This is a genomic window from Clostridium sp. CS001 (genome assembly GCF_020443565.1).
GTDB lineage: Bacteria > Bacillota > Clostridia > Clostridiales > Clostridiaceae > Clostridium_AD.
The window spans coordinates 138,492-163,557 of record NZ_JAIZZN010000007.1; the positions used below are offsets into that span (position 1 = coordinate 138,492).

A 25,066-nucleotide genomic window follows, 5' to 3' on the forward strand; every position below is an offset into this window, starting at 1 on the left:
GCTTGCTTCCAAGTTTTTTTGTTTCTTTTCTAGTCTTCCTAACTTTTCATTCCAACTTCTTCACTCTAAATCAGCATCAAATGTTCCATTTTTGCCTAGCTTCCGCCTGCCCTGTCACATCTTCACTTTGCTTTCGTCTACCATTAAACAGAAAGAGAGAACCATCATTTCTGACGATTCTCTCTTTTCCCAATTTACTTTTCTTTCTTCCTTCGCACTTTGATCATGCCCGTTAGGTTTTTCCAGAAGAGTTTAAGCTTATTGTTTACTACATTTCTCTCGTTTCGACACCTTTTGGGTTACCCTTGGGGGTCTTTGTGAGCGAAGTGAGCTTGTTATTAAAGTACATCCACAGTTACAGCTATTGTTCCTGTGTTTGCAGTTTTTGTTGTTGTTGTACTAGTTAATTTAAATACTACGTTACTTGATCCATCAAGTAGAATCTTACCATCTAAACCATATACAGTGTCTACACTAGATGATACAACTGTTACAGTATATCCTGCTACTGTAGGTAATGCTACTGTTCCTGCTGCTGCAGCTGTTGGAGCAAATGTAGCTGCAAGGTTTGCTGCTGCTAGATCTACAGCTGCTTGTTCTGCTGCATCTACAAGTACACCAGTTGCATTTGTTAATGCTGTAAGTTTACTTGTTAATGTTGCTGTAGTTGAAAGTATATCAGCTGTAACATTTGAAGTTACTGCTGCATCTACTGCATTTTTAGCTGCTGTTACCTCTGTATAAACTGCTGCTGCTGGTAATCCTGTTGCAGTTGTATAAGCTGTTTGTGCTCCTACTACTTTTGCAATCTCTATAGCTGCTGCTGATTTTGCACTTGTTAATGCATCTGCTGCCGCTTTAACGTCTACTCTTGCAGTTAAAGCATCTGTATCTGAAATATTCGCTCCTGCTGCTATAGCTGCTGTTATAGCTGTTCTTGCTGCTACTTCTGTAGCTCCAGGTGTTCCTGCCACATATCCTACTACTGCTGTCTCTGCTGTTGCTAATGCTGTATCTATAGTAGTAGAACTAGCATTTGGGAATCCAACAGTAACTTTATTAGCATATACTATACGGTTTGTATCAACTACATCTTTAAGCACTACGTAGAATTGTTTTCCTACTATAGCTGCTTTTGAATCTGTAAATGTAATAACGTCGTTTATTCCATCAGTTCTTTTAAAAGTTCCTTTTTCATCAACCGTCATTTTATTGCCAGTAAATGTTACAGCTACTGTATCATCTGCATCTGTATCATCTGCCAGATTATACACATTACTTGCATATGCTGTTACTGATCCAAACGCACTAGGCACTTCCATTACTTCAATGTTAAAGGCTTTAGAATCTAAAGCTGAATAACCAAATTTTGCAAAGCTTCCTGGTACTGTTGAATCTTTATCAATATAGATTCCAATATCAGGTGTGTTTCCCACAAAGTAAGCACTTTCTGGAGCTGAACCATCTACGAATGATACCTCTGCACGATAAGTACTACCTTGAAGAACCGGAACACTTAATGTATATTGTTTGCTCTTAGCAGTATTACTAGTAACTACTTCAAGCGTAGCATCTAAATTAACTCTATCAGTCTTAGTATTAGTATCATATTCATAAACAGATACCGCTAGAATATCTTTACCTGCCTTTACATTAATTGTATTTGCACTAATAATTGCAATACCATTAACATATGATGTTACAGAAACATCTGAACCTGGGAAATCATTTTTAACGCCTGTTATTTCGGCACGATTACCTGCTATATCAATGGCAGCAGACATTGACTCAATATAGTAAATTTTGCTACCTTCTAAAGAAGTTGTTGGTTTTAATGTAACTAAATTATTTTGTTCATAATTTACATCACCTATAGAACCAGCACCTGAATAAACATATATCTTATTGTTCTTATCATCTAAATAGTATATTTTATAAGTTCCACCATTACTTAACGCTTTATCATAAGTAATTGTAACTTTATCTTTATTTGTTGCTACAACTCCAGTTATAACTGGTTTAGATACATCATCAATATTTGGAGTGAATGATGTCATGCCAGCAGTTGAAGTTGATGTATCTGTTGCATCATGAACAGCTAACCCCACTAAATCTGTAGCACAACTACTGAAGTTAATTTTAAGTTCTTTTCCTGCTTCAAAGTTACTTCCTTTCTTGATATCCCAAGAATTTGAATAAGTATCTTCTGTAAACTTATCGGCAATTGATACTCCTGTATAACCCGTTGGAATTGTCATTAATACTGGTTCTGTAAAGTGAGCTCTAATTGTTCTAGCATCTATTTGTTCAACCCATTCTACTTCTGCTGGAGTATTTGGAGCTGTTGTTCCTGCAAATAAATAACGTTCTGCTATAACAGGTAATCCATCAGTATTTAGAACATTCTTAGCTGGGTCTTTAAAGCTTGTAGCTATTGTCTGAATTTTATAACTTACATTTTGAAGTTTAGTTGCTGTTTTATAAACAATTGTTTGTCCTTCTTCAAGCATTCCTTGGTAGCCTAAAGTTATTGGTGAAGCTCCAACTTTAAATGTTCCAGTTGATGCATCCCACTCTCTAATATCAATTGCAGAAGGAGTAAGTGATGTATCAAGTGATTCATCAAAATAAACATGTACTTCTTGCTCATTCATAACTGTTATATAAGAAATTGAAGGAGCTACAACATCTAGAGTATCTGATGTTGAAACAAATGAAGCTTTTGCATCAACTAAAATGTTGCCATAAGAATCTTGAATGTTATTCATAGTTATTGAGTAAGATTTATTTCCTGTTTGAGCTTGAGTTGTTAATTCTACAACTTTATTTCCAAGTTTATTAGGATTTCTAACTGCTTTAACTGCTGATCCCAAACTACCATTAATTACATAGTTAGTAGGGTCTTCTGCTCCAGCTTTAGCTACAACTTCATTAAAAGTTAATCTAACCTTTGTTGCGTTTACAAATTCAACCTTTGTTACATATGGAGCTGTTACATCAATCGGACTACCTTGGAAATTATATTTAGTGTAGTTTGTTCCACTAATTGCTTTTAATTCATTACCAAACTCATCCTTAACAGCTTTAACTGTTAATCTATAGTTTTTACCAAGTTCTTGTTGTGATGTTGTTAATGTAACACCCTTAGTGCCTGAACCATAATTTTCAGGATAAGAATCATACCATACTTCCGCAGCCGTTATTGGTAATACTTGCCCATTGTCGAATGTGATTTCATAGTTTGAAAGATCCTCAACGCTAGCTTTATCAAGTGCATTTGTATCTGCAAATTCGATATCTACTGTGTTATTATTATTTGAAGTAACACTTCCTACAACAACAGTTGGACCAGTTTTATCTTCTGAAGAACCTCTAAATGGTCTAATTGTTGTCCCAAGAGCATTCTTAAGTGTTGAATTATCAGTAATGTTACTCATTGTTAAATTATAAGCTTTATTTGTAACTTGAGTTGCAGTGGTAACAACCACTGTTTCGTATAAACCATCTTTATCAAGATCATATGCTACTACCTTAGAAACTGCAAGATCATTTATTGCATAGTTACCAATATTCTCAAGAGATTCTTTGTTCATACCATTAGCATCATTGAATTTAACAACTATCATATGATTATTTTGTACTTGAAGTGTAGTTACTTTTGGAGCAATTCTATCTTCAACACCTGTTATAGTTCTAGTTGTCTTAGTCATAACTTTTCCATCAGCATTTAACACATTTTGAGTTTCAAGTGTATAAACTATATTTCTATTAAGATTTTCTGTTGTAAGTATTACTTTTGTTCTAGTAGAATCAATTTCAGCTTTTACAACCTTAGCATCTTTATTTAATTTGTAATTTGCTATATTTGTTAAAGAAGCGAAGTCCATTCTATCAGAGAATTCCATAGTAATAGTATTAGTATCTGTTGAAGATACTTTTACAACTGTAGGAGCTGTAGTATCTGCAGCTATTCCAGTAAAGTTAGTTTCTACTTTGTTTGCTGTAACAGTATATGATTGTCCTCCTACTAAAGCTTCTGTTTCCACTACGAACATCTTAGCAGATTCTTTAGTAACAGATTTAATTGCTACTGCTGTTGTTGAACCTTTTTTAACTATTGTAAGGTCTGATGCTGAAAGGTTTGTATCGTTTTCTAATGTTACAAGCACTTTTGTATTGCTAATAGCAGTTATTGTTTTTACTTTTAATGTTGCATTTACTGCATCATCTCCAGCATTAAAGTTACTTTCTTTTCCAGCAGCATCTTTATAAACTACAGCTGGTATAACACTAGCTTCTACTTTTTTAGTTGTAGCATTATCTATCCAATTTCCTTCGAAATCTTTAATGTAAACTTGGTTTCCACCTGCAACTATTGCATCTCCGATTTCACCAGCATTTTTGGGATCATTAGCATAAGCCATATCATATGCTTTAGTTCCTATTACAACTGTACCGTTAGCCATTGCAGCTAAAGCTGAGAAAGATGTTGATCCTGCTATCATTAATGCAGCAAGAGCTGAACTTGTAATTTTCTTGTTCATATATTTCTACCTCCATTTTTTTGGTTGAATTTTTTTATTAACTATTTATAATCAAGTATTGATTATAAATTAAGCTTCTTTTAAAAATTATTGTGCAGCTACTAAAGCTACTTCTTTTATTGTTTCTTTTCCAGCAGCATCCATTAATTTAACATTAACTTTATCTCCAACTGATTTTCCTGGGAAAACTGTTGTAGGTGCTCCTATTTCAGTTATAGCTGATATAGCTTTTGTACCATCAAGTACTTGGTATTTAACCATAGTTTTTTCAGTTGAAGTAACAGTTACTGTTGCTCCGAATGTAGCAGCTTTTACTGTTGCTTTAACATCTACTTTAGAAGGATCTACTGGTGCTGTAACTGTAATTGTTCCTGATTGTCCTAAAGCTACTGCTATAGTAGTAATTTCTTTATCAGTTATATCAAATAATTTAACATTAACTTTATCGCCTTCTACTTTAGCTGGGAAAACTGTTGTTGGTGTAGCTAAGTTAGTTATAGCTGATACAGCTTTAGTTCCATCAAGTATTTGATATTTTGCTGCTGTAGTGAAGTTTTTAACGCCTTCCGCTGTCATAGTTACATTTACTGTTGCTCCAAATGTAGCTGCTTTAACAGTAGTGTCAAATACTTTAACTGTTGAATCACTAACAGTTACCATTACTGTTTTCCAAGCTTCATATGTTCCATAAACGTTGCTTTGGTTTTTAACAGTTTTGTCTGTTTCTGCTTGGTATTTCTTCCAAGTTGTTGAATTTGCTGTGTTAGCATGTACAACTACCATGTAAGTACCTGCTTTTTCAAATGTATATGATGGAGTTGCAGTGTAATCTGTTACTCTGTTTGTCCATACTCCAGTTGTTGGATTGTATATGTGCATTCTGTATAGGTAAGGTCCTGCGATTCCACCTATGTTTTCAATTCCGTTGAATTTAACTGTTAAACCGTTAGTTTCAACTTTAGCGTCTCCATTTGCATATACTCTGTTTGCATCATCTTTACTTACGCAGTTAAGGTTTGCTACATAGTACTTATCGAAGTCTCCATTTGCGTTTGATTGAATTCCTGTTTCACCAGCTCTTTTTACCCAAACTGATAATTTTGCTGCTCCTAATTTAAATGCTGCTGTTTCTGGTAATACATATGGTGTTTTAGCATCTACTGCTTCTCCATATCCTTTTGTAAGTTCGTTCCACTCTGTACCGTTATAAAGGAACGCTCTGTATTGTACTTTACCTTCAAATTTTGAAGCTACTGTAAATGTTTCAGTATCTCCTACTACTAGTGGTGAATGGCTTATTCCAACATATGTTATCTCTGGAACTACTACCGTTGCAGCTTTTACTGTAATATTGCCTAAAACTCCAGCCATTACAAATAATGCTGCCATGAATATACTTAGTGTTTTTTTGATTTGTCTCATATGGTTTGTCCCTCCCATTAATATATATTTTTTATTTTGTTAAAAATAAAAACTTATTTATGATTGCACTCCTTTTGAAGGAATACAATTTTTCCTTTAACTACACCCCCTAAGGAGCTATTTTTTTGTTACTACAAAACATTTCAAACCTGTTTTAATAGTAACCTAGTAATTAAAGGTTTCAATATACCATAATATTCATGTCATTTAACTATTATATACCATTGATGATTAAGATTCAATATATTTTTAAATCTTTCCTGTATTTCATTTATTTTCACAACATACATTAATATAACGTTTATCATTATATTTTAGTTGCAATCTTTAAAAACTTTTTTATCTAGTTGGTTTAATATTCATTAACATATAATGTTAACCTGCATTAGATATATTTTCACACAACACTTATATAACGTTCATCCCTACAATATAGTTTCACTTTTTTTAAAGTTTTTTTATTAAAGTTTTTATTTAAAGTATTAAAAATTAAAATAAACTTCAATATATTTTTATTTCTTAATATATTTACTGTGAAATCAATAATTTATTACAACTAATTTTATTAACCTTTTAAGAACTTTATTCATATATTAACTTAGTAGAGATATTTGAAGGGAGCCTTTTATGTTCTATTGTCCAAAAAATATTAATTACCCTTACTCTTTATATAGAGAAACGCCTATCTATAGAGTAGCCCCTATGACTTCTTATTTGAGAGTTCTTCACGCCTCACCTAAATCCCCAGCTGTTGATGTGTACATTAATGATATGTTAAAGTTTAGAAACCTTGCTTATAGTTCCTTTACAGACTATATAGAGGTTATACCTGGTAATTACAATATTAAGATCTATGCTACTGGTACTAAAACATCTCCTGTACTTAGTAAAAATATTTTTGTTCCACCTGAAAAGATTTATACTGTTGCAGCTATTGGTTTATTACCTAATATTGATATACTAGCTATTCCAGAACCTAAAATCATTCAGCCCCTTGATAAGGCTTATATAAAATTTGCTCATCTATCTCCTAACACCGGAGCTGTAGATGTTGCATTGCCAAATGGCAAAATTCTATTTAAAAATATTAGTTACAAAGAATTTACAGATTATATAGAAGTTCCTGCGGGAACCTATACCCTAGAGGCCAGACCTACTGGAACCGAAACCACAGTTTTATATATTCCTAATATAAATCTTAAGTCAGAGCGTTTTTACACAGTTTATGTAATTGGCCTAACTAACGATCATCCAGGTCTCCAAGCTTTAATTCCTCTTGATGGAAGTTCTTATTTAGATTTGCGCGAAGACTAGTTATCATTTTATACCACTATAACTTAAACTTTTAAATATCGTCACGTGCCTTAACTTAATATAAAAAAAGATAAAGTACTTGGAGTATTTCCTAGTGCTTTATCTTTTTTTATACTCATAAGTGCATTATGTTTTTTATACTCTTATTGATGTGTTCATAATAAGATGTTATAATATTGTCATCTGTATGTATATACATTAGTATACACTATGGCGTACTAGTATGCACACGGTTGAACTTATACATTAATATCTACTATTACATTTATATTAGGAGGATAACTCATGGAAAAATTTAAAACCGTTTTAAAGAAAGGTTTCAAAAGATATTTTTTAGATGCTTTAAGCGCCATGGCCTTAGGTCTATTTGCATCACTAATAATCGGACTAATACTAAGTCAATTATCAAAAGTTCCTGGGCTAGCATTCTTAAAGGAATTCACAGCCATAATCTCATCTAAATCTCCCGTAGTTGGATCAGCTATTGGTGTTGCCGTAGCTTGGGGTTTAAAGGTTACCCCACTTACAATGTTCTCATCTGCTGCCACTGGTGCCTTTGGATATATGTATATGGGTGGTGGTCCTGTAGGAGCATTTATTGCTGCAGTAATTGGTGCAGAACTTGGAAACTTAGTATCTGGAAAAACAAAACTTGATATTGTTATAGTTCCTATTGTTACTATTATTACTGGAAGTATAGCTGGTAAATTTGTAGGTCCTTACATCTCAGTTTTTATGACTGACTTAGGCGCAGTAATAAACTCAGCTACAACTCTTATGCCTATCCCTATGGGTATTGCAGTATCTACTTTAATGGGACTTGCTCTTACCGCTCCAATTAGTAGTGCCGCCATTGCAATTTCACTAAACATGTCCGGCCTTGCAGCAGGTGCTGCAACAGTGGGTTGCAGTGCCCAAATGATTGGCTTTGCCGTTTCTAGTTACAGCGAAAACAAACTAAGTGGCTTAGTATCCCAAGGACTAGGTACCTCCATGCTACAAGTACCCAACATCCTAAAACGTCCTCAAGTTTGGATACCACCTACACTAGCAGGTGCAATCCTAGGACCTTTTGCCACCACCGTTTTCTCCATGAAAAACAACTCACTAGGTGCAGGTATGGGTACAAGCGGCCTTGTAGGTCAATTCGGTACCCTTGCATCCATGCAAGGCAGTGAGCCTACTTCTGTAATAGTATTAAAAATAATATTCCTACACTTTGTAGCCCCTGCAGTTTTAACCTTAGTTTTCTCAGAGATTATGAGAAAAAAAGGATGGATAAGCGAAGGAGACCTAAAGCTAGAGCTTTAGTCACCCCCCTTTAGTGCCACCCACGTGGCAAGTGGCAAGTTATACTCTAAAAATCTATTTCACATCCCTAAATTTATTTTTAGGGATGTTTTTATTTGCATTTCTTCTACCCTACCTGACCCAAATTCTCTAAGGCGGTAGCCTTCCTACTTATCCTCATCATGCAAAATCCATTTGGCGTAAGCCTCTAACATTCACTCACACCACATTTAAACCATTCTACCTATTAATGCCACTAAAAGGTAACCACTACGAATGGCTGCCCTCTATCAACAAAACATTAATTTTTTTAAACTGTTCTACGTTTCAAAATTTCAATATCCATTTCATGTCTACCTAGTATATCTTTCATAACATCAACACTTTCATTAAGCTCTCTACCATTTTTACAAACACTTTTTAAATTAGTTTCTAATAAGTCCATTTTCCCCTCAATTAATGCATTAACTTTATCTTCAAGCCTTGATTGACCTTCTAATATTTTAACCAGCATATCTTTAACTTCGTTATCCAATTATATCACCTCACTATTTCACATAAGTTACTAATATTACAATAGTAATCTTAACACTTATTCAATTAATTTTTCTACCAATTGATGAACTGTGGTATATGGGTTCATACTATCAATACACTCCTCGTAATTGTAATTTCGGTCACCATATGTCTTCTCTAATTCTTTAGCATTTTTAATGGCATTTCTTACACTATCACAATTCCCTATTATTTGCCTAATCATTCCTGGTGATGATTTGTGCTTCACATAATTATCATAGTTAATATATTTCAAACTATTATCTTCATTTCCCAGAAAATCATTAGCATGGTTCATTACTGTTTGTGCATTGCCATCTGCAGTGATCAGCTTCAACTCAATATGTGAGTATTTATCACCGCTTGCTTTTATAATATCAGCAAAATAATCAAAATAATTATATTCAGTTTTACCTTCACAAAACAGTATTGTTTTTCCTAAGTATAATTTTTTTGTTTCTACACTTCTTTGTAAATAAGGATTCAATCGCACTCTTGCCATGTTAATGCTCCTCTTTTGGATCTAATACATCTTTTACAATTGGAATTGCGCCAAACTTACCTTTAAAATAATCTTTATCAAAAGTAGCATCTGATCTTACTCCTAAATCTGCAAGAGTATAAATGGAAGATTCACCCTTTATATTCTTATCTACCAATACTACCTCATCTCTTCTGAATTGTTCCTTATTCATCAACGATATATCGTGAGTAGTAAATATTAACTGAGCGTTATTAACATTTAATTTCGACTGAAAAATATCTACTATAAATTTTGACACCAGTGGGTGCAACCTTGCTGATAATTCATCCACTATAAAAACGCCACCGTTATCAAGCATTTTTAGAACTTGCTGAATAACTGATAAAAACCTCAATGTGCCTGCGGACTCATATTCTAACTCGAAAGTCTTCTCACTAATGATACTTCCTTCTAAGTCGTACACATTGTGCACTGCTTTTGGAACAAGCTTTTCTTTTTGTTCTCCTGTTCGATTGCTAATTGCAATTTCTTTGTCAATAATGAATTCTTTAATGCCAATATCAATTCTTCTAACATATTCAGAAACTTTTTTTCTTAATTCATCATTTTTTATAAATTCATTTGTTAATGATAAAAAACCTACTCTACCCTTTATAGTTGATTCAAATATTAATTCAAAATAAATATTGAATTTAGTGTTAAAATATTCTTTGAAGATATCTATCTTTTCTCTTATTTCATCATTGGTTGCAAAATAATCAAGAATAGATATATATAATCTATCTTCTCTTAACTTGGTATAATCTTTAAGAATATCCTTATATTTATTTCCAAACTCAATTTCCAAACTGTCTTTTTTTCTTTCAAAAACTTGTTCATTATTGATTAATAGCCATTCAGAACATATCTTAGAATCTTCAAATGAGTATCCATATTGAAATAAAAGATCTTTATGCTTAAAAATAATTTCAAATTCTATCTCTTGGTCCACAGAATCTGACAGCAAAAATGGTCTTATACTTACTTTGCTTATTTTACTTTCAGAGTCATTTTCTAAGTTATTATCATCTTTAGTATTTTCACTATCAAAAAATTGCTTACTTAAAAACAATTCAAAACTCGATAATGCACTTATTAAGTTTGATTTACCACTTGCATTTGCTCCATAAATTGCAACTGTTTTTAACAGTTCAAATTCATCGGATTTAAATGTATGGCCAAGATGCTCTCTATATCTTGTTTTCCTTAAATCTAAGATTACATCATTCTTAAAAGAATTAAAGTTCTTAGCTCTAAACATAATTAGCATTTTACATCCTCCTCTTTATTATTATTATTATTATTATTATATAATACTTTATATTATATAAGTATTACCACTTTGTTACAACCTTATTTCGTTTTTTTCTAAGATTATTAATTGATTAACTGTAATTTATTGATATTTAATGATTATTTTATATTATTTTTAGATATTTTCGAATTTAACCACTATACTGTTTGATTTTGTTGAAAGTTTTTCTCAACGTTAAATCTTTTAATTTTGCACAATAATTATCTTTCTAGCGGCAACATTCCAAATTCCTCCCTCATCCAAAATCCCTTAGGCGCCAGCCTCTAACTTCCAACCACATAATATTTAAACCCTATACCTATTAATTCCCACTAAAAAAATGACACCTCAGTGTTTCTACGCTTTCCTAATATTCTCTCCACCCGCGTGCAAGTGCCATATTTAAGTTAAAATAGGCTTCTATAATACATAAATGTATTGTAGGGCTTTTATTTTTTCTAAGGTAAAGTTTTATTCCCTATAACCTATATGCGATATTTATTTGCATATAGGTTATAGGAAGAATCCTGTGAGATTAGAAATAACTTAATATAGGTATAATAAATAATATAATTATATAATTCAATTTCTTAGAAATTAATTCTTTCATTTGAGTGTTTTATTTAAAACTAAATATGATAATATATATATATCTATAGATACTGTTGAAGATATAACCTTAAAAATGGGTCTTATGTCATCTATGTTTGTACTAGCAAGTTACAAATTTTCAGATCTTTTAGTTAAAAATGCATAAGGAGTGAATCGTAATGGACGACTTAACGCTAAAAGAATATAATTTTTTTATTAAAGAAATAAAAGAAAAAATATATAGTACGCAATATGAAGCTTTAAAGACACTCAATAAAGCGCTCATAACTCTTTATTGGGAGATTGGTGAAGAAATTTTTAATCAACAAAATGAAAAAGGCTGGGGAAAATCTATTGTTGAGGTGCTTTCAAAGGAATTGCAAAAGGAATTTCCAAAAGTAAAGGGTTTTTCAACAGCAAACTTATGGAGGATGAGGAACTTTTACCTATCTTATTTTGATAAAACAAATCTCGCACCATTGGTGCGAGAAATTAGTTGGAGTAAGAACATTGTAATTATGGAAAAGTGCAAAGATAATTTAGAACGGGAATTTTATATAAAAATGACAAAACGGTATGGCTGGACAAAAAATGTACTTATCAATAATTTAGGAAATAAAGCGTATGAAAAATATTTACTCAATCAAACAAATTTTGATGAAACCGTGCCTGAAAAATATAGACTTCAAGCTAAGCTTGCAGTAAAAGATGAGTATACCTTTGATTTTCTAGAAATGGGCATCGATCATTCAGAGCAGGAATTAGAGAGAGGATTAATCAATAATGTTAAAGCCTTTTTATCAGAAATGGGCGGAACTTTTACATTTGTAGGCAATCAATATCACCTTAATGTGGGTGGAGATGATTTTTATATTGATCTTTTGCTATTTCATAGAAAGCTTAAAAGCTTAATCGCAATCGAACTTAAAATAGGGGATTTTAAGCCTGAATATGCAGGAAAAATGCAATTTTATTTAACAGTTCTTGATGATAAAGTTAAGTTACCAGAAGAAAATCCATCTGTTGGTATTATTATTTGCAAAGATAAAAATAGAACCGTTGTAGAATATGCATTGAAAAGTGTAAGTAACCCTATAGGGATTTCAACTTATAATCTTAGAAATACTTTACCTGATGATATGAAAAATTTATTGCCAACACCAGAAGAAATTATAGAGCGATTATCTGTGTTAGATGATGAAGTTACTAATAAAATGTAATTATGAGGTGAAAAACAAATGATACTACCTATGGAAATACTTATGGGATCTCCACTTTATAACGAATGGATGGAAGAAGAAAGAAAAGAAACTGCTACTGCTACTTCACAAAAATTTATAATTGAATCTTTAGCAGAAAGATTTGATATAGTTCCAAAGAAAACTAGAGAAAATATTGCACAAATAAATGATATAGTTATATTAACTGAATTATTCAGGAAATCCATTAGAGTTTCAACCATAGAGGATTTTGAAACTATATTAGACAAAGCTATAAAAAACAAATAATATTATTTCATAAGTTATACTCCACAAATATGCTTCAGCATCCCTAAATTTGTTTTTAGGGATGCTTTTATTTGTATTTCTTCTGCCCTACCTGCCCCAAACTCCCTTAGGCGGTAGCCTCCCAACTTAACCTCTCCATCCAAACTCCCTTAGGCGCCAGCCTCTAACTTCCAACCACCTCATATTTTCCCCCTACACCTCCTAATTCCCACTAAAAAAGACACCTCAGTGTCTCCCTTCTTTCCAACTCTTTCCTGTTATTTCCTATTCTTTCTTATTCTTTCCTACTCTTTTCTACCCCTCCCTCAAATATAATCATTACTAAAATGCCACATCACCCCCTCACTCAACCCCAAAATTTACATAAGTATAAAATTAGTATTAACTTTCTCCGTAGTTCCTTGCAATAAGAAGTGCAGAAACATTGAAATTCCATTTAGAAATTCTTCTTTTGCTAATATAAAATTCTCGTAAGCCTGTCAGGACGACAGGCTAGTGAACCTGAGCCAGGAAGGCGAATGTGAACGTTAGAGAATTTTATATTCGCAAAAGATTAGAATTTCTTAATGGAATTTCACGTTTCAAGCTCTTATTGCAAGGAACCCAGGAGAAAGTTAATACTCTTATACCCTTTGAATCCTTAACTCTTCCCCTCCATATATTGAAGTTTGTATAAATTACTATACAACCCTTGTTTTTCTAAAAGTTCCCCATGGTTTCCTATTTCTCGTACCTTACCCTTATGTAGCACTATTATCTTATCTGCATTTCTTATAGTGGATAGTCTATGCGCCACGATAATTGTAGTTCTATTTATTGTAAGCTTATTTAATGCATCTTGGATTAAGCTCTCCGTTTCTGTATCTATATTTGAAGTAGCTTCGTCAAGCACAAGAATTGGTGGATCAAAAGCTATTGCTCTAGCAAATGCTATTAACTGCCTTTGACCTTGTGAAAAAGTTGATCCTCTTTCATTAACTGGTGCGCTGTACTTTAGTGGTAACTTTTCAATGAACTTATCAGCGTTAACATATCTACATGCTTTTATTATGTCCTCATCAGATATAGTTTCATTGCTTAAGCGTACATTGCCTTTTATATCCCCAGCAAAGAGAAATACATCTTGCAGCACTGTAGCTATATTTTCCCTAAGTTCTTCTTTCTTCATATGCTTAATGTTGTGTCCATCCACCAGTATTTCACCCTTTTGAATATCATATAACCTTGTTATAAGGTTTATAATAGAGGTTTTACCAGCACCTGTAGCTCCAACAAAGGCTATCTTTTCACCTTTTTTTATATTAAAGCTTACATCTTTTAAAATCCAATCTTCGTCATTATAGGCAAACCAAACATTTTTAAACTCAATATCCCCATGAAGCCTTCCCGCTTCTATTGGTTCTTTAATGTTATTGATTTTTTCCTCATTATCCATAAGCATGAAAATTCTTTCTGCAGATGCCATGGAAGATTGAAGTATGTCATATTTCTCTGTTAGGTCAAATATAGGCTGGAAGAATTGCATTAAGTAACTTATAAAAGCAAATAATACTCCTAGTTTTATACCTCCATCTATTGCCCCAACTCCACCAAACCATAAAAGTACTGCTAAGGTTAAAGAAGATAGAAGGTCCATGGTAGGTCTAAAAATTGCAAATACTTTTATTTGTTCCATGCTAGCTTTCTTATAATCGTTATTTACCTTTTCAAACTCATCATACTTTTTCTTTTGTTTTCCAAATACTTGAACAGTTTTCATTCCAGATATATTCTCTGACATTGATGAATTTATTCTTGCAAGCCTTGCCCTTACTTTTCTGTAAGCTTCTCTGTCATATTTTTTAAAGATATATGCAGTTAGCATTACAAATGGTAATGACCCTACAGCAATTAGTGCTAATTTAACATCTAGAATGAACATGGCGATAACTATTCCCACTAGCAGGAAAAAGTCCTTAAATAAATTAACTATTACAGCTGTGTACATCTCATTTAAGGTTTCCACATCATTTGTTACCCTAGTTACAAGTCTTCCCACAGGGTTTTTATCAAAAAAGGATAAAGATAGTCCTTCTACCTTCTTAAATACCGCTTCCCTAATATTAAATACAATCTTTTGCCCTGTATATTGCAAAATGTATATCTGAATATAATTAAGAAGAAACATAAGTACAGCTATTATTACAATATAAAAGGCTGTTTTTATTACTTGCTGAGCATCGGTTTTTCTGAGTATTTTCAAGTCCTCACTTTTCAATTTATCTGCCTTGTAGTTTTTACCTTCTTGCACAAATCTGTTAACGTTTATATTGAATTCTTTGTTTTCTTGCACTTTTCCATGAATTATATAGTAGCTATTATTAAGATAAACCATAGAACAATCTTCACCATTTTTAATGTCTCCTTGAACTAAATATTTATCACCTAAGCTAATGCTGTTCTCCAAAGGTTCACCGACAATAGTGTAGGCTTTATTATAGCCCATTAGATTATTGTCTATAGCATTTTTTATTAATAAAGGACGAGCTAAATCCATGGCCGTTACCAATAGCATAATAACTATGACTAAAAGTATATACCAGCCATAAGGTTTGGCAAAGGTTAATAGCCTTTTCATGATCTTTGAGTCATATTCTTTACTTATGCTTTCTTCTTCGTTATTATAGTTCTCCATTGCTTGCTGTCTCCTCCTCTGACTTAATTTGCTCTTCTGATTGAATTTGTGCTTCTATAAGTTGTTTTTCATATATATCCTTGTATATGCCAACTTCACGTATAAGTTCCTCGTGAGTTCCTCTTTGAATTATTTCCCCTTCTTCTAGTACAATTATGGTATCTGCTTCTTTTACCGCAGAAATTCTATGTGATATTATAATAGAGGTCTTTTCCTGCATTATTCTTTTTAAATTTGCAAGAATCTTAACCTCCGTCTTAGCATCTACTGCAGATAAGCAGTCATCTAATATTAATATATCTGGATTTTTAATAAGAGCTCTTGCTATAGAGGTCCTTTGCTTTTGTCCACCTGATAGGGTAACTCCTCTTTCTCCTACCATAGTTTCAAATCCCATAGGGAATTCCATTATATTGTCATAAACATCTGCATCCTTTGTGCTTTGAATTATTTTATCCATATCCAGCTTTTCAAAGGCTAAATTTATATTCTCTGATAGGATGTTTGAGAATAGGAAAGAATCTTGAGATACAAAGCCTATATTTTCTCTAAGTGTATTTAGAGGAATCCTATTTATATCCTCATTATTTATAAAAATTTTACCTTCCTCTACGTTGTAAAGTCTTAAAAGCAGATTCACTAAAGTACTTTTGCTGCTGCCTGTACGTCCAACAATACCCAGAGTTTGACCCTCTTTTACAGTTAAATTAATATTGGCTAAGGCAGGTCTTTCCATTGTCTTATAACTAAAGGTCAAATCTTTAATTACAATATCTCCTTTTAGGGTTGCAGTTCCGCTTACGTTCATATCAAAAATTTCAGGTTTTTGTTTTAAGATTTCTTCAATCCTTTCAAGGGAAGCAAACCCTCTTTGAATAAGATTAATTACCCAACCTATAGCCATCATTGGCCAAATTAAATTTCCAAGATACATGTTAAAAGCTATAAAGTCTCCCAAAGATATATATCCGTAAATTACATAAACTCCGCCATAGCCTACAAGCATTACAAGACCTAAGGATGCAATAAATTCAACTAGTGGCGAAAACATTCCCCATATTCTAATAAAGGACATGTTTGCTTTAAGATTATTGGTATTCTCTACATGGAACTTTTGAAACTCCTTTTCTTCTTGTACAAAGGATTTAATAATTCTTATGCCTGAGAAATTTTCTTGTACAAGATCCGTAAGTTTTGAGAAGGCTTCTTGAACTTTGGTAAACTTTTTATGCATCATTTTGCCAAACTTCAAGGATACTAAACTTACAAATGGAAGAGGCAGTAGTGATAATAACGTCAATCTAACATTTATGCTAAGCATAATTGTAATAGTTAGGAGTGATAAAAACACTGCATCTATTATCATAATTACCCCTTGTCCTAGTGCCATTCTCACTGCATTAAGATCATTAGTGGCAAGGGCCATAAGATCTCCTGTTTTGTTTTCATCATAAAAATTTGTAGATAAGCTTTGCAAATGAGTGAAAAACTTGTTCCTTATATCGTATTCCACATATCTAGAGCTACCTACAATAAATATTCTCCACACATACCTCCCTATTGCCATTAATGCAGCAAACATAATTATAAGAACTATATATTTTAATAACAAAGCTTTTGTTGCTGTCCCCTTAGAAATATTATCTGTTATAAACCCTATTAGTTTTGGTGGTACTAGCTGACAAATATCAACTATTATCAGAAAAATAATTCCAAATAAATACCTTTTCCTGTAATCATAAGTGTACTTGAATAATGCCTTTAACTTTTTCATCTTATCCCCCTTTAGTGCCACCCACGTGGCAAGTGGCAAGTTTACACTTGCACTTTCCACGTGGGTGGCACTGCTATCATTTATGTTTAGACCCCCTAATTAATTTTCCATGTAGTATCTTCTATATTTATATTAAAATTCCTTTTTATTTATGAAAATTTTCTTAAGCTAAGTAACAAAAATAGCTACAAGTGAATTCTCACCTGCAGCTACTTTTGTTACCCGTCTTACTTATATAAATCTTTATAGATTATTTTAAAAACTTCTAAAGCTTCTTCAATTTTATCTTGTAATAGATACTTTTTATTTTCTAATTGAACTTTACCTTCTACTGTAAGTTTGTAAATCTTCTGTGCCTTCTTCCCGCTGCTCCACTCACCAATAACCAATTTTTCTTTTTCTAACTTTTTTAAAAGAGGATATATTCCGCCTGTACTAGGAATCCAAAGACCATTTGTTCTATCACCAATTTTATGAGATATATCATTTCCATTAGTTTCACCTAAACTTAGAATATATAGTACGTACAAAGGCAGTAACCCTTTTGTAAATACTTGACCCACTGCCTCTTTTTCCTTTTGAACTTTTCGAAGCTCAGAAAGTTTTTTCTTATATTCAATGTATAGCTTTTTTTCTTCGTCCCTAATGTTTATCTCACTTTCTTTACTTGTAATATCATCCATTTCTATTTAAGCTTCCTCTATACAAACCATTCCTACAAGGCCCGGTCCACTATGAACTCCCGATACAGGACTTATACATCCTCCAAACTCTATGGAAATAACATTTGGATGAGGGCGTATAATTTCCATTACTTTTTTAGATTCCTCTAAGGCATCACCATGCACTATATATACTCTACATTTCTTTTTATCTAAAATATCGTTTGTAAGTTCTACAAGTTTATTAAGAGATTGTTTTCTACCTCTTACCTTCTCACTTGTAACGTACTTACCGTCAGTATCTACTGTAATTATAGGCTTTATGTTTAGCATTTCTGCTATTGTGCCTGCAACTTTTCCTATTCTTCCACCTCTTTTTAAGTACTCTAGCGTACCTACTACAAAATAAAGATGGATTCTCTTTTTAATAGATGGAATAGCAGCAACAATTTCTTCAAAACTCTTACCTTCTTCTATTAGCTTGCCACATTCAGTTACTATTAATCCTTCACCTAGTGCTATAGATTGTGAATCACATACATGAGTAATGATGCTTGGATGATTTTCACTTGTAAGCTTTATAGCATTAAATATACCCGATAATCCGGTGGATAATGTTACTGCTATAGCATGAGTGTATCCTTCCTCTTCTAATTTTAAAAAGAGATCCTCCATATCCTTCATTGATGGCAATGAGGATGTAGGCACTTCTTTAGTCATGTTATCATAAACCTCTTGTGATGTAATGTCTACATTGTCTGAGTATTCTCTATCAGAATAGATAATTCTAAAGGGTAATACATGTATGTTGTATTTCTCTATGAATTCCTTATTTAAATCGCTTGTAGTGTCTGTTATTAGCGCTATCTTATTCAAATTAATTCCTCCTATATTACATTATATTACCATTGTATCATCTTAATATGTATGTATCAATAGTGATACATATTCATTTATAATTATTTTATCCGAGTAGCTATAAATGATACATAAAAATAAACCCTTTTAGCAATATTTCTGCTAAAAGGGTTATTATTAGCTATTTCTATTCTCGCTCCATGTACTCTCCTATGATATCTAATAGATCTTCACATACTTCTGCCTCAACTAATTCTCCATTTATTCTTGCAATTAAAGTAGTTCCACACTTATCGCAGGCACCTATACATTTATTTAAGGTAACTGTACATTCTGGGTACTCAGTTCTAACCGCCTCAACGGTTTCTTCTATTCCTTCATTGTGCTGACAAAAACTAATTTTCATTTTATAATCTCCTCTTCCTTCATCTGTTGCTGCATATAAAATATATTTTTTTCAAATTCATTCTATCAAATAATCCTTATAAAAGAAATAGAGAAATCTATATTTTTTTAATAATAGTTCAAATTATAGTTTTAATATATTCTACAAGTTCTAGCTCACTGCCGAAAACTTCTGAGTACTCAACTTCTTTTCTTCCTATTATAAAGGCTGGTATATTGTTATCTATCGCCGCTTTTATTTTATGATCAGTTCCACCTTGAACCCCGCTATCCTTCATTATTATAGCTTTAGCCTGATATTCCTTAATAAATCCACAATTTAATTCATAACCTACTGGTCCCTTCATTGCAACGATATCTTCAGTTTTTATCCCTTGATTTAAAATCTGTTCTAAAACTTTAACAGAAGGCAGTACTCTATGTATTATTCTATTTTTTAAATTAAAACCTATTATTTTATCAATATTTCTGCTGCCTGTTGTGTTTAGAATGGTTCCTTCTATATTTTCAAGGTGCCTTTGTAGGCTATCATAATCCTCAACCATAACAACATTCTTATTTTCTTTAAATTCCTCTGTAACCTTTGGACGATCATATCTAATATATTGTATGCCTTTAGCTTTACAACTCTCCATTGCATTTTTGGTAATCTCAAGTGCATAAGGGTGTGAGGCGTCAATTAGTATTTTTATATTATTTTCTTTAATAACTTCCATAAGTCCATTCAAATCTAATGGTTTCTCATTTAAAACTTTGTATTTATAATCCTTTAAAAGCTCCGCACCATAAGCAGTGGCTGTTGATACGAAGATATCCTCTGTAAATTCATTCAATTTAGAAAGAATATTCTTTCCTTCTGAGGTACCTAGAATTAATCCTATCATACTTTGTATCCCCGTGGTGTTATGAATTTACCGTCCGCGATATAGCTTTGACTGTTCCCTATTATAACAATTGACATCATGTCCACTATGTTTTCATCAAAAGTGTCTAGTGTAGATATGTTTACTTCTTGTCCATCTCTAAGTGCATTTTTAACTACAGCTATGGGAACAGTTCCCGCTCTATGCTTTCTTATTATATCTATATTTTCTCTTAAATAATTCGGTCTGCCTTTGCTTTTAGGATTGTATAATGAAATTATAAAATCCCCTTGGGCTGCGAGATCCACTCTTTTTTTAATTAATTCATAAGGCGTCATTAAGTCGCTTAGACTTATGTTACAATTATCATGCATTAGTGGTGCTCCAAGCACTGATGCTGCAGCCGATGATGCTGTAACGCCTGGAATAACCTCAACTTCTTCATCTTCGCGTAATTGAAGAATTAAGCCTGCCATGCCATAAATCCCTGAATCTCCTGTACTTACAACGCTTACTATATTATCACCGCATAGCTCAAGGGCCTTTTTACATCTTTCCTCTTCTCCCATCATACCTGTTGAAAATAATTCTTTTCCGTCTAATAATGGTTTTATCATATCTATATATTTGTTATAACCTACAACTATGTTACTTTCTTCAATGGCTTCCTTAGCTCTTATTGTCATATGCTTAAGTCCACCAGGGCCAATTCCAATTACATATAATTTTCCCACTTAATTATCTCCTTTGCTGCTAGATTCTTTTGCATCTCTAAACATGTGAGTAAAAGTCTTGTCATACAAAAGGCTCTTTTCATATTCGCAATCTATAAAATCACCTACAAGAATTTGAGCACATTTTGTTATTTTAGCTTCTTTTACCTTATCTGCTATATCATCTAGAGTCCCAATTATAGCTCTTTCATCTGCCCAAGTTGCTCTTTCAATAACAGCTATCGGAACGTTCCTTCCGTAACCTGCACGAAGTTTTGCAACTACCTTGTCTATCATGCTTATGGATAAGAAAATAGCCATAGATGCTCCGATTGATGCTAGCCTTTCCAAATCCTCTGTTTCAGGTACAGGAGTTCTTCCCTCTACTCTTGTTAAAATTACAGTTTGAGTTATGCTTGGCAGTGTGAATTCTTTTTTTATAACAGAAGCTGCTGCTGAAAAAGAGCTTACTCCTGGCACTACTGAATAGTTTATATTAAGCTTGTCTAGTTCATCCATTTGCTCTTTTATAGCTCCATATATAGCTGGGTCACCTGTGTGTAGTCTTACTACATCTTTATTTTCGCTATGAGCTTTTCTCATAACTTCAATAACATCTTCTAGTGTCATTGATGCCGAGTTGTGAATCACTACTCCTTCTTTACAAAAGCTCATATGTTCTGGGCTTACAAGTGATCCTGCATATATAACCACATCTGCATTAGATAATATATTTCTACCTTTAACTGTTATTAAATCCACATCCCCTGGACCTGCTCCTATAAAATAAACCATATGTTTCACCTATTCCCTTCTTGCAATTATTAGACTCATGTATTCTTTGTTTTTTAATATATCTTCACGGTTTCTTAGAACTTCTTGTCCTTCTCTGCCTGCCTTTTTAACATATACATAGCTAAAGCCTAGTGCTTCTAAATGATTTAAAACTTTTTCTTCAATTTTATAAACTTTCATAATTACTATGAATTTTTCATCCTTTATACTATCAAGCCTAGTTGCTGGAAGTATTAAAAGTGGTTCATTTCCAATTACTAAATGTTCATTAGCAATGCTGGCACAAGCGCAAAATGATGTTATGCCAGGAACCGTCTCAATTTCGTAGCCTTTATCTCTTATGTGATTTAAAAGATAGATATATGTGCTGTAAACAAAAGGATCTCCTATAGTTAAGAAAGCCACATCTTTTCCAGCTTTTAGTTTCTCTTCAATAGCAATAAATGCCTCGTATATTTTTTCTTCCTGCTCCTCAGTTCCCATAGGAAAATGCTGCACTAAGACCTCTGAATCCTTGCTAATATATTCTTCTGCCACCTCATAAGCTATGCTTTTTCCGCCATTCATAGCACTTGGAACTACTATAACATCACATTTTTGAATAGTTTTTATTGCTTTTATTGTTAGTAGTTCCGGGTCTCCGGGTCCTACCCCGACTCCATATAGTTTTGCCATATCTTTTGCCTCCATATTTATGTTTTTAGCATTTATACATTTTATAAATCTGATGTATTTTCTATAACAACCACGCTAAGATCATTAAAATTCTCATTCATAATTTGCTCCACAGTTCCTTTTACTATTCTCTCCTGTGGATATGATAGCTCTTCTCCTACATATACGCTAACTTTAATGTTATTTTCATAAAGCCTTTTACATAGCGCTTGTGGCGAATTACTTTTATCCGTAAGCCATACTGATGTTTTGTTTTGACCTACTATTTCTATAAATTCTTCCTGCCTACCATGCATACTTCCTAAATAAGCATTTTGCCATGGTTTTTGAAGTTTGCACATCAAATATTGAAAAGAGCTTATCCCAGGTACTATTTCTATTTCACCTGAAAAATTATTCTTTATATAATTTGATATTCCATAAAAACAAGGATCTCCTGATGCTATTATAGCAATATTCTTGTCCATATTTTTCGAAATATAATCCATAATTTCTTTTAATGTTTTAACCACTACTTTTTCTACATTAATATTAGGTGCACTCTCTATGGCTCTCTCAAATCCTATAATTATATCTACCTTTTCCATAACCTCAACTGCCAAGGGAATTATATACTTAGGATTTCCCGGACCAATGCCCACTATATAAATCATATGTTTTCTCCCTTATTTCTTGTGTCACACAAAATTCCTTTATCCATAGAAAACATAATAACCTCCGCTGGGATAGTTTCATATGTATACTGGAACAATCTTTGTTTTATCTTCTCACCAATATTTCTATATATTATGTTGTAGTCCTTGCCTAATAGCTTTATTGCTCCTTCAGTGGTTCTTTCAGCATATACCTGCCTTATAGTTTCTGTAGGTGCCCCAACTAATGCTAGCTCTAAAGCTAGTACCTCCAGCCTTACATCACATACCCTGCTGTGAGTTTGAAAGCATCCTGCTGCAATTTTACTTGCCTTTCCTATATGTCCCACTAAAACTATACTTTCTATCTTCTTTTCCATACAACTATTCAAAGCAAATCCTATAAAATTAGAAACCATGACTATATTGTCCGATCTAAGTTCTAGCTTTGCTGCCATATCCTCGCCCATATTTCCAAAAACTAAGGTAAGATCTTTATGTCCTGCAGCTACCTTTTGACATATCTCTATATGAATGGATTCTGTGAGAGCTTCCTCAGACATTGGTGTTACAATTCCTGTAGTTCCAAGGATGGATATTCCGCCCAAGATATTAAGTCTTGGATTAAAGGTTTTCTTTGCAACTTCTTCACCTTTAGGCACAAATATAGTTATTTCAACTCCTACATCTTTAGGGAGAACTTCTTTTACTTCTTTTTCTATCATTTTTCTAGGTACAGGGTTTATTGCCCATTCCCCTTTGGGTACATAAAGGCCTTCACCCATAACTATTCCAACGCCAATGCCACCTTTTAAGGTATATCCATGATCTTTCTTTTGCGCTCTTGCCCAGATTTCCATACCATTAGTTGCATCAGGATCATCTCCTGCATCTTTTATAATGCAGCACTCCACAAAATCTTCTCCCCTGTTCACCTTTGCTATAGGTAGCAATAACTCTATTCCTCTTGGAGTATCAATTCTAATTTCATCTATTTCCTTGCTTTCAGTGCCATAAAACAACATTTGAGTAGCTGCCTTTGCTGCCCCTGCTGCGCAAGAGCCTGTAGTATAGCCACATCTTAGTCTTTTACCATTACTATTAACATATAAATTCAGCATACTCTCAACACCTTATTTTTTACTTACTTACTTACTTACTTACTTACTTACTTACTTACTTACTTACTTAGAGTTTTTGATTTTTCTAGTCCCTATTTACATTCATATACATTAGAGCATTTAAAATAGATGCAGCAACGGTGCTACCACCTTTTCGTCCTCTTACTGTAATCATGGGAAGGTCCAGTTTTTCAATCTCTTCCTTAGATTCTGCTGCTCCAACAAAACCTATTGGCGCCGCTAATACAAATTTTGCATTACATTTTCCCGCCTCAATTAATTCCTTTAATCTAAATAATGCTGTAGGCGCATTACCAAATATAAAGAATTCAACTCCGTCCTCCACTGCTTTCTCTACTGCAGCCATAGACCTAGTTATTTTCCTCGCTTTTGCTATTTCTGCCACTTTCTCATCACTTACATAACAAACTACTTCACAATTTAAATCTTTAAGAGCTTTTTTATTTATACCTGCTAACGCCATCTTTGTATCAGTATATATAGTGATTCCCTTTTTAAGTAATTCATTAGCCGCATCAATTGCTCCATCTCTTATATACACTATATTCTTATAATCAAAATCCGCAGTAGTATGTATCACCCTTTTAATTATTGTAAGCTCCCTGTCTGAAAAATTATGGTCTCCCATTTCTTCCCCAATAATCTCAAAGCTTCTTTTCTCGATATCCATAGGTACTTTTATATAATCCATGTTTTAGTCTCCTTATAAAAGGCGGGGACGGTTCTCAACTAATTGACATTTTCCCCCTTACCCTTGTTTTTATTTTTGAAGTTTTTTATTTTCGTTGTTTTTAATTTTACCGTTTTTTCTAAAACTGAATTCTACTAATAG

The 25,066-nt window shown here is 32.9% G+C and carries 21 protein-coding genes; 4 read left to right on the forward strand and 17 right to left on the reverse strand.

What is annotated here, in order from left to right; translation table 11 throughout:
• Positions 1-338 precede the first annotated feature (338 nt).
• Entirely contained in the window at positions 339-4,544 is a 4,206-nt protein-coding gene (locus LGK97_RS07040) for a hypothetical protein (RefSeq protein ID WP_226259046.1), read from the reverse strand.
• A gap of 87 nt (positions 4,545-4,631) precedes the next feature.
• Positions 4,632-5,966, reverse strand: a complete 1,335-nt coding sequence (locus tag LGK97_RS07045; RefSeq protein WP_226259047.1) for a hypothetical protein — start codon at positions 5,964-5,966, stop codon at positions 4,632-4,634.
• A 702-nt stretch (positions 5,967-6,668) separates the two neighbouring features.
• On the opposite strand from LGK97_RS07045, the gene LGK97_RS07050 reads away from it, so the two are divergent.
• Entirely contained in the window at positions 6,669-7,280 is a 612-nt protein-coding gene (locus LGK97_RS07050; RefSeq protein ID WP_226259048.1) for a DUF4397 domain-containing protein, read from the forward strand.
• A 285-nt stretch (positions 7,281-7,565) separates the two neighbouring features.
• Positions 7,566-8,591 (forward strand): PTS transporter subunit IIC, encoded by a 1,026-nt coding sequence (locus LGK97_RS07055; RefSeq protein WP_226259049.1) that lies wholly within the window; start codon positions 7,566-7,568, stop codon positions 8,589-8,591.
• Between the two features lie 289 nt (positions 8,592-8,880).
• Here LGK97_RS07055 and LGK97_RS07060 read toward each other — a convergent pair whose 3' ends face one another.
• Genes LGK97_RS07060 through LGK97_RS07070 form a run of 3 tightly spaced genes read right to left on the reverse strand, consistent with a single transcriptional unit; the run spans position 8,881 to position 10,918 of the window.
• The gene (locus tag LGK97_RS07060) at positions 8,881-9,105 is read right to left on the reverse strand and encodes a hypothetical protein (protein WP_226259050.1); all 225 of its coding nucleotides are present in this window, start codon (positions 9,103-9,105) and stop codon (positions 8,881-8,883) included.
• A gap of 57 nt (positions 9,106-9,162) precedes the next feature.
• On the reverse strand, positions 9,163-9,627 hold the full coding sequence (locus LGK97_RS07065) for an RloB family protein (protein WP_226259051.1): 465 nt from the start codon (positions 9,625-9,627) through the stop codon (positions 9,163-9,165).
• A gap of 1 nt (position 9,628) precedes the next feature.
• Entirely contained in the window at positions 9,629-10,918 is a 1,290-nt protein-coding gene (locus LGK97_RS07070) for an AAA family ATPase (protein WP_226259052.1), read from the reverse strand.
• A gap of 794 nt (positions 10,919-11,712) precedes the next feature.
• Between LGK97_RS07070 and LGK97_RS07075 the strand changes: the two genes are divergently transcribed.
• Both LGK97_RS07075 and LGK97_RS07080 read left to right on the forward strand, forming a co-directional pair.
• A complete protein-coding gene (locus tag LGK97_RS07075) occupies positions 11,713-12,753 on the forward strand; it encodes a PDDEXK nuclease domain-containing protein (protein ID WP_226259053.1) in 1,041 nt (346 codons plus the stop codon).
• A gap of 18 nt (positions 12,754-12,771) precedes the next feature.
• Positions 12,772-13,041, forward strand: coding sequence for a hypothetical protein (locus LGK97_RS07080; RefSeq protein ID WP_226259054.1), 270 nt, complete (start codon positions 12,772-12,774; stop codon positions 13,039-13,041).
• 640 nt (positions 13,042-13,681) lie between these two features.
• On the opposite strand, the gene LGK97_RS07085 is transcribed toward LGK97_RS07080, so the two are convergent.
• The 12 genes from LGK97_RS07085 to LGK97_RS07140 form a co-directional block, all read right to left on the reverse strand.
• Positions 13,682-15,715, reverse strand: a complete 2,034-nt coding sequence (locus LGK97_RS07085) for an ABC transporter ATP-binding protein (protein ID WP_226259055.1) — start codon at positions 15,713-15,715, stop codon at positions 13,682-13,684.
• Positions 15,702-17,489 (reverse strand): ABC transporter ATP-binding protein, encoded by a 1,788-nt coding sequence (locus LGK97_RS07090; RefSeq protein WP_226259056.1) that lies wholly within the window; start codon positions 17,487-17,489, stop codon positions 15,702-15,704. The genes LGK97_RS07085 and LGK97_RS07090 overlap by 14 nt, the downstream gene beginning before the upstream one ends.
• A 227-nt stretch (positions 17,490-17,716) precedes the next feature.
• The gene (locus LGK97_RS07095) at positions 17,717-18,172 is read right to left on the reverse strand and encodes a PadR family transcriptional regulator (RefSeq protein ID WP_226259057.1); all 456 of its coding nucleotides are present in this window, start codon (positions 18,170-18,172) and stop codon (positions 17,717-17,719) included.
• A gap of 6 nt (positions 18,173-18,178) precedes the next feature.
• On the reverse strand, positions 18,179-19,027 hold the full coding sequence (locus tag LGK97_RS07100; protein WP_226259058.1) for a DegV family protein: 849 nt from the start codon (positions 19,025-19,027) through the stop codon (positions 18,179-18,181).
• A 169-nt stretch (positions 19,028-19,196) separates the two neighbouring features.
• Complete coding sequence (locus tag LGK97_RS07105) at positions 19,197-19,415, reverse strand: DUF1450 domain-containing protein (RefSeq protein ID WP_226259059.1); 219 nt, start codon at positions 19,413-19,415, stop codon at positions 19,197-19,199.
• Between the two features lie 118 nt (positions 19,416-19,533).
• Entirely contained in the window at positions 19,534-20,298 is a 765-nt protein-coding gene (locus LGK97_RS07110) for a cobalt-precorrin-6A reductase (RefSeq protein WP_226259060.1), read from the reverse strand.
• On the reverse strand, positions 20,295-21,011 hold the full coding sequence (cobJ, locus tag LGK97_RS07115) for a precorrin-3B C(17)-methyltransferase (RefSeq protein WP_226259061.1): 717 nt from the start codon (positions 21,009-21,011) through the stop codon (positions 20,295-20,297). The genes LGK97_RS07110 and cobJ overlap by 4 nt, the downstream gene beginning before the upstream one ends.
• Positions 21,012-21,785 (reverse strand): precorrin-4 C(11)-methyltransferase, encoded by a 774-nt coding sequence (gene cobM, locus LGK97_RS07120; RefSeq protein WP_226259077.1) that lies wholly within the window; start codon positions 21,783-21,785, stop codon positions 21,012-21,014.
• A 9-nt stretch (positions 21,786-21,794) separates the two neighbouring features.
• A complete protein-coding gene (locus tag LGK97_RS07125; protein WP_226259062.1) occupies positions 21,795-22,460 on the reverse strand; it encodes a cobalt-factor II C(20)-methyltransferase in 666 nt (221 codons plus the stop codon).
• Positions 22,461-22,501: 41 nt separating this feature from the next.
• Positions 22,502-23,113 (reverse strand): precorrin-6y C5,15-methyltransferase (decarboxylating) subunit CbiE, encoded by a 612-nt coding sequence (cbiE, locus tag LGK97_RS07130; RefSeq protein WP_226259063.1) that lies wholly within the window; start codon positions 23,111-23,113, stop codon positions 22,502-22,504.
• Positions 23,110-24,213 carry a cobalt-precorrin-5B (C(1))-methyltransferase CbiD gene (gene cbiD / locus LGK97_RS07135; protein ID WP_226259064.1) on the reverse strand — a complete coding sequence of 368 codons (1,104 nt, stop codon included), beginning with the start codon at positions 24,211-24,213 and terminating at the stop codon, positions 23,110-23,112. Before cbiD ends, cbiE begins: the two co-directional genes overlap by 4 nt.
• Before the next feature lie 85 nt (positions 24,214-24,298).
• Positions 24,299-24,925, reverse strand: coding sequence for a precorrin-8X methylmutase (locus tag LGK97_RS07140; protein ID WP_226259065.1), 627 nt, complete (start codon positions 24,923-24,925; stop codon positions 24,299-24,301).
• Positions 24,926-25,066 lie beyond the last annotated feature (141 nt).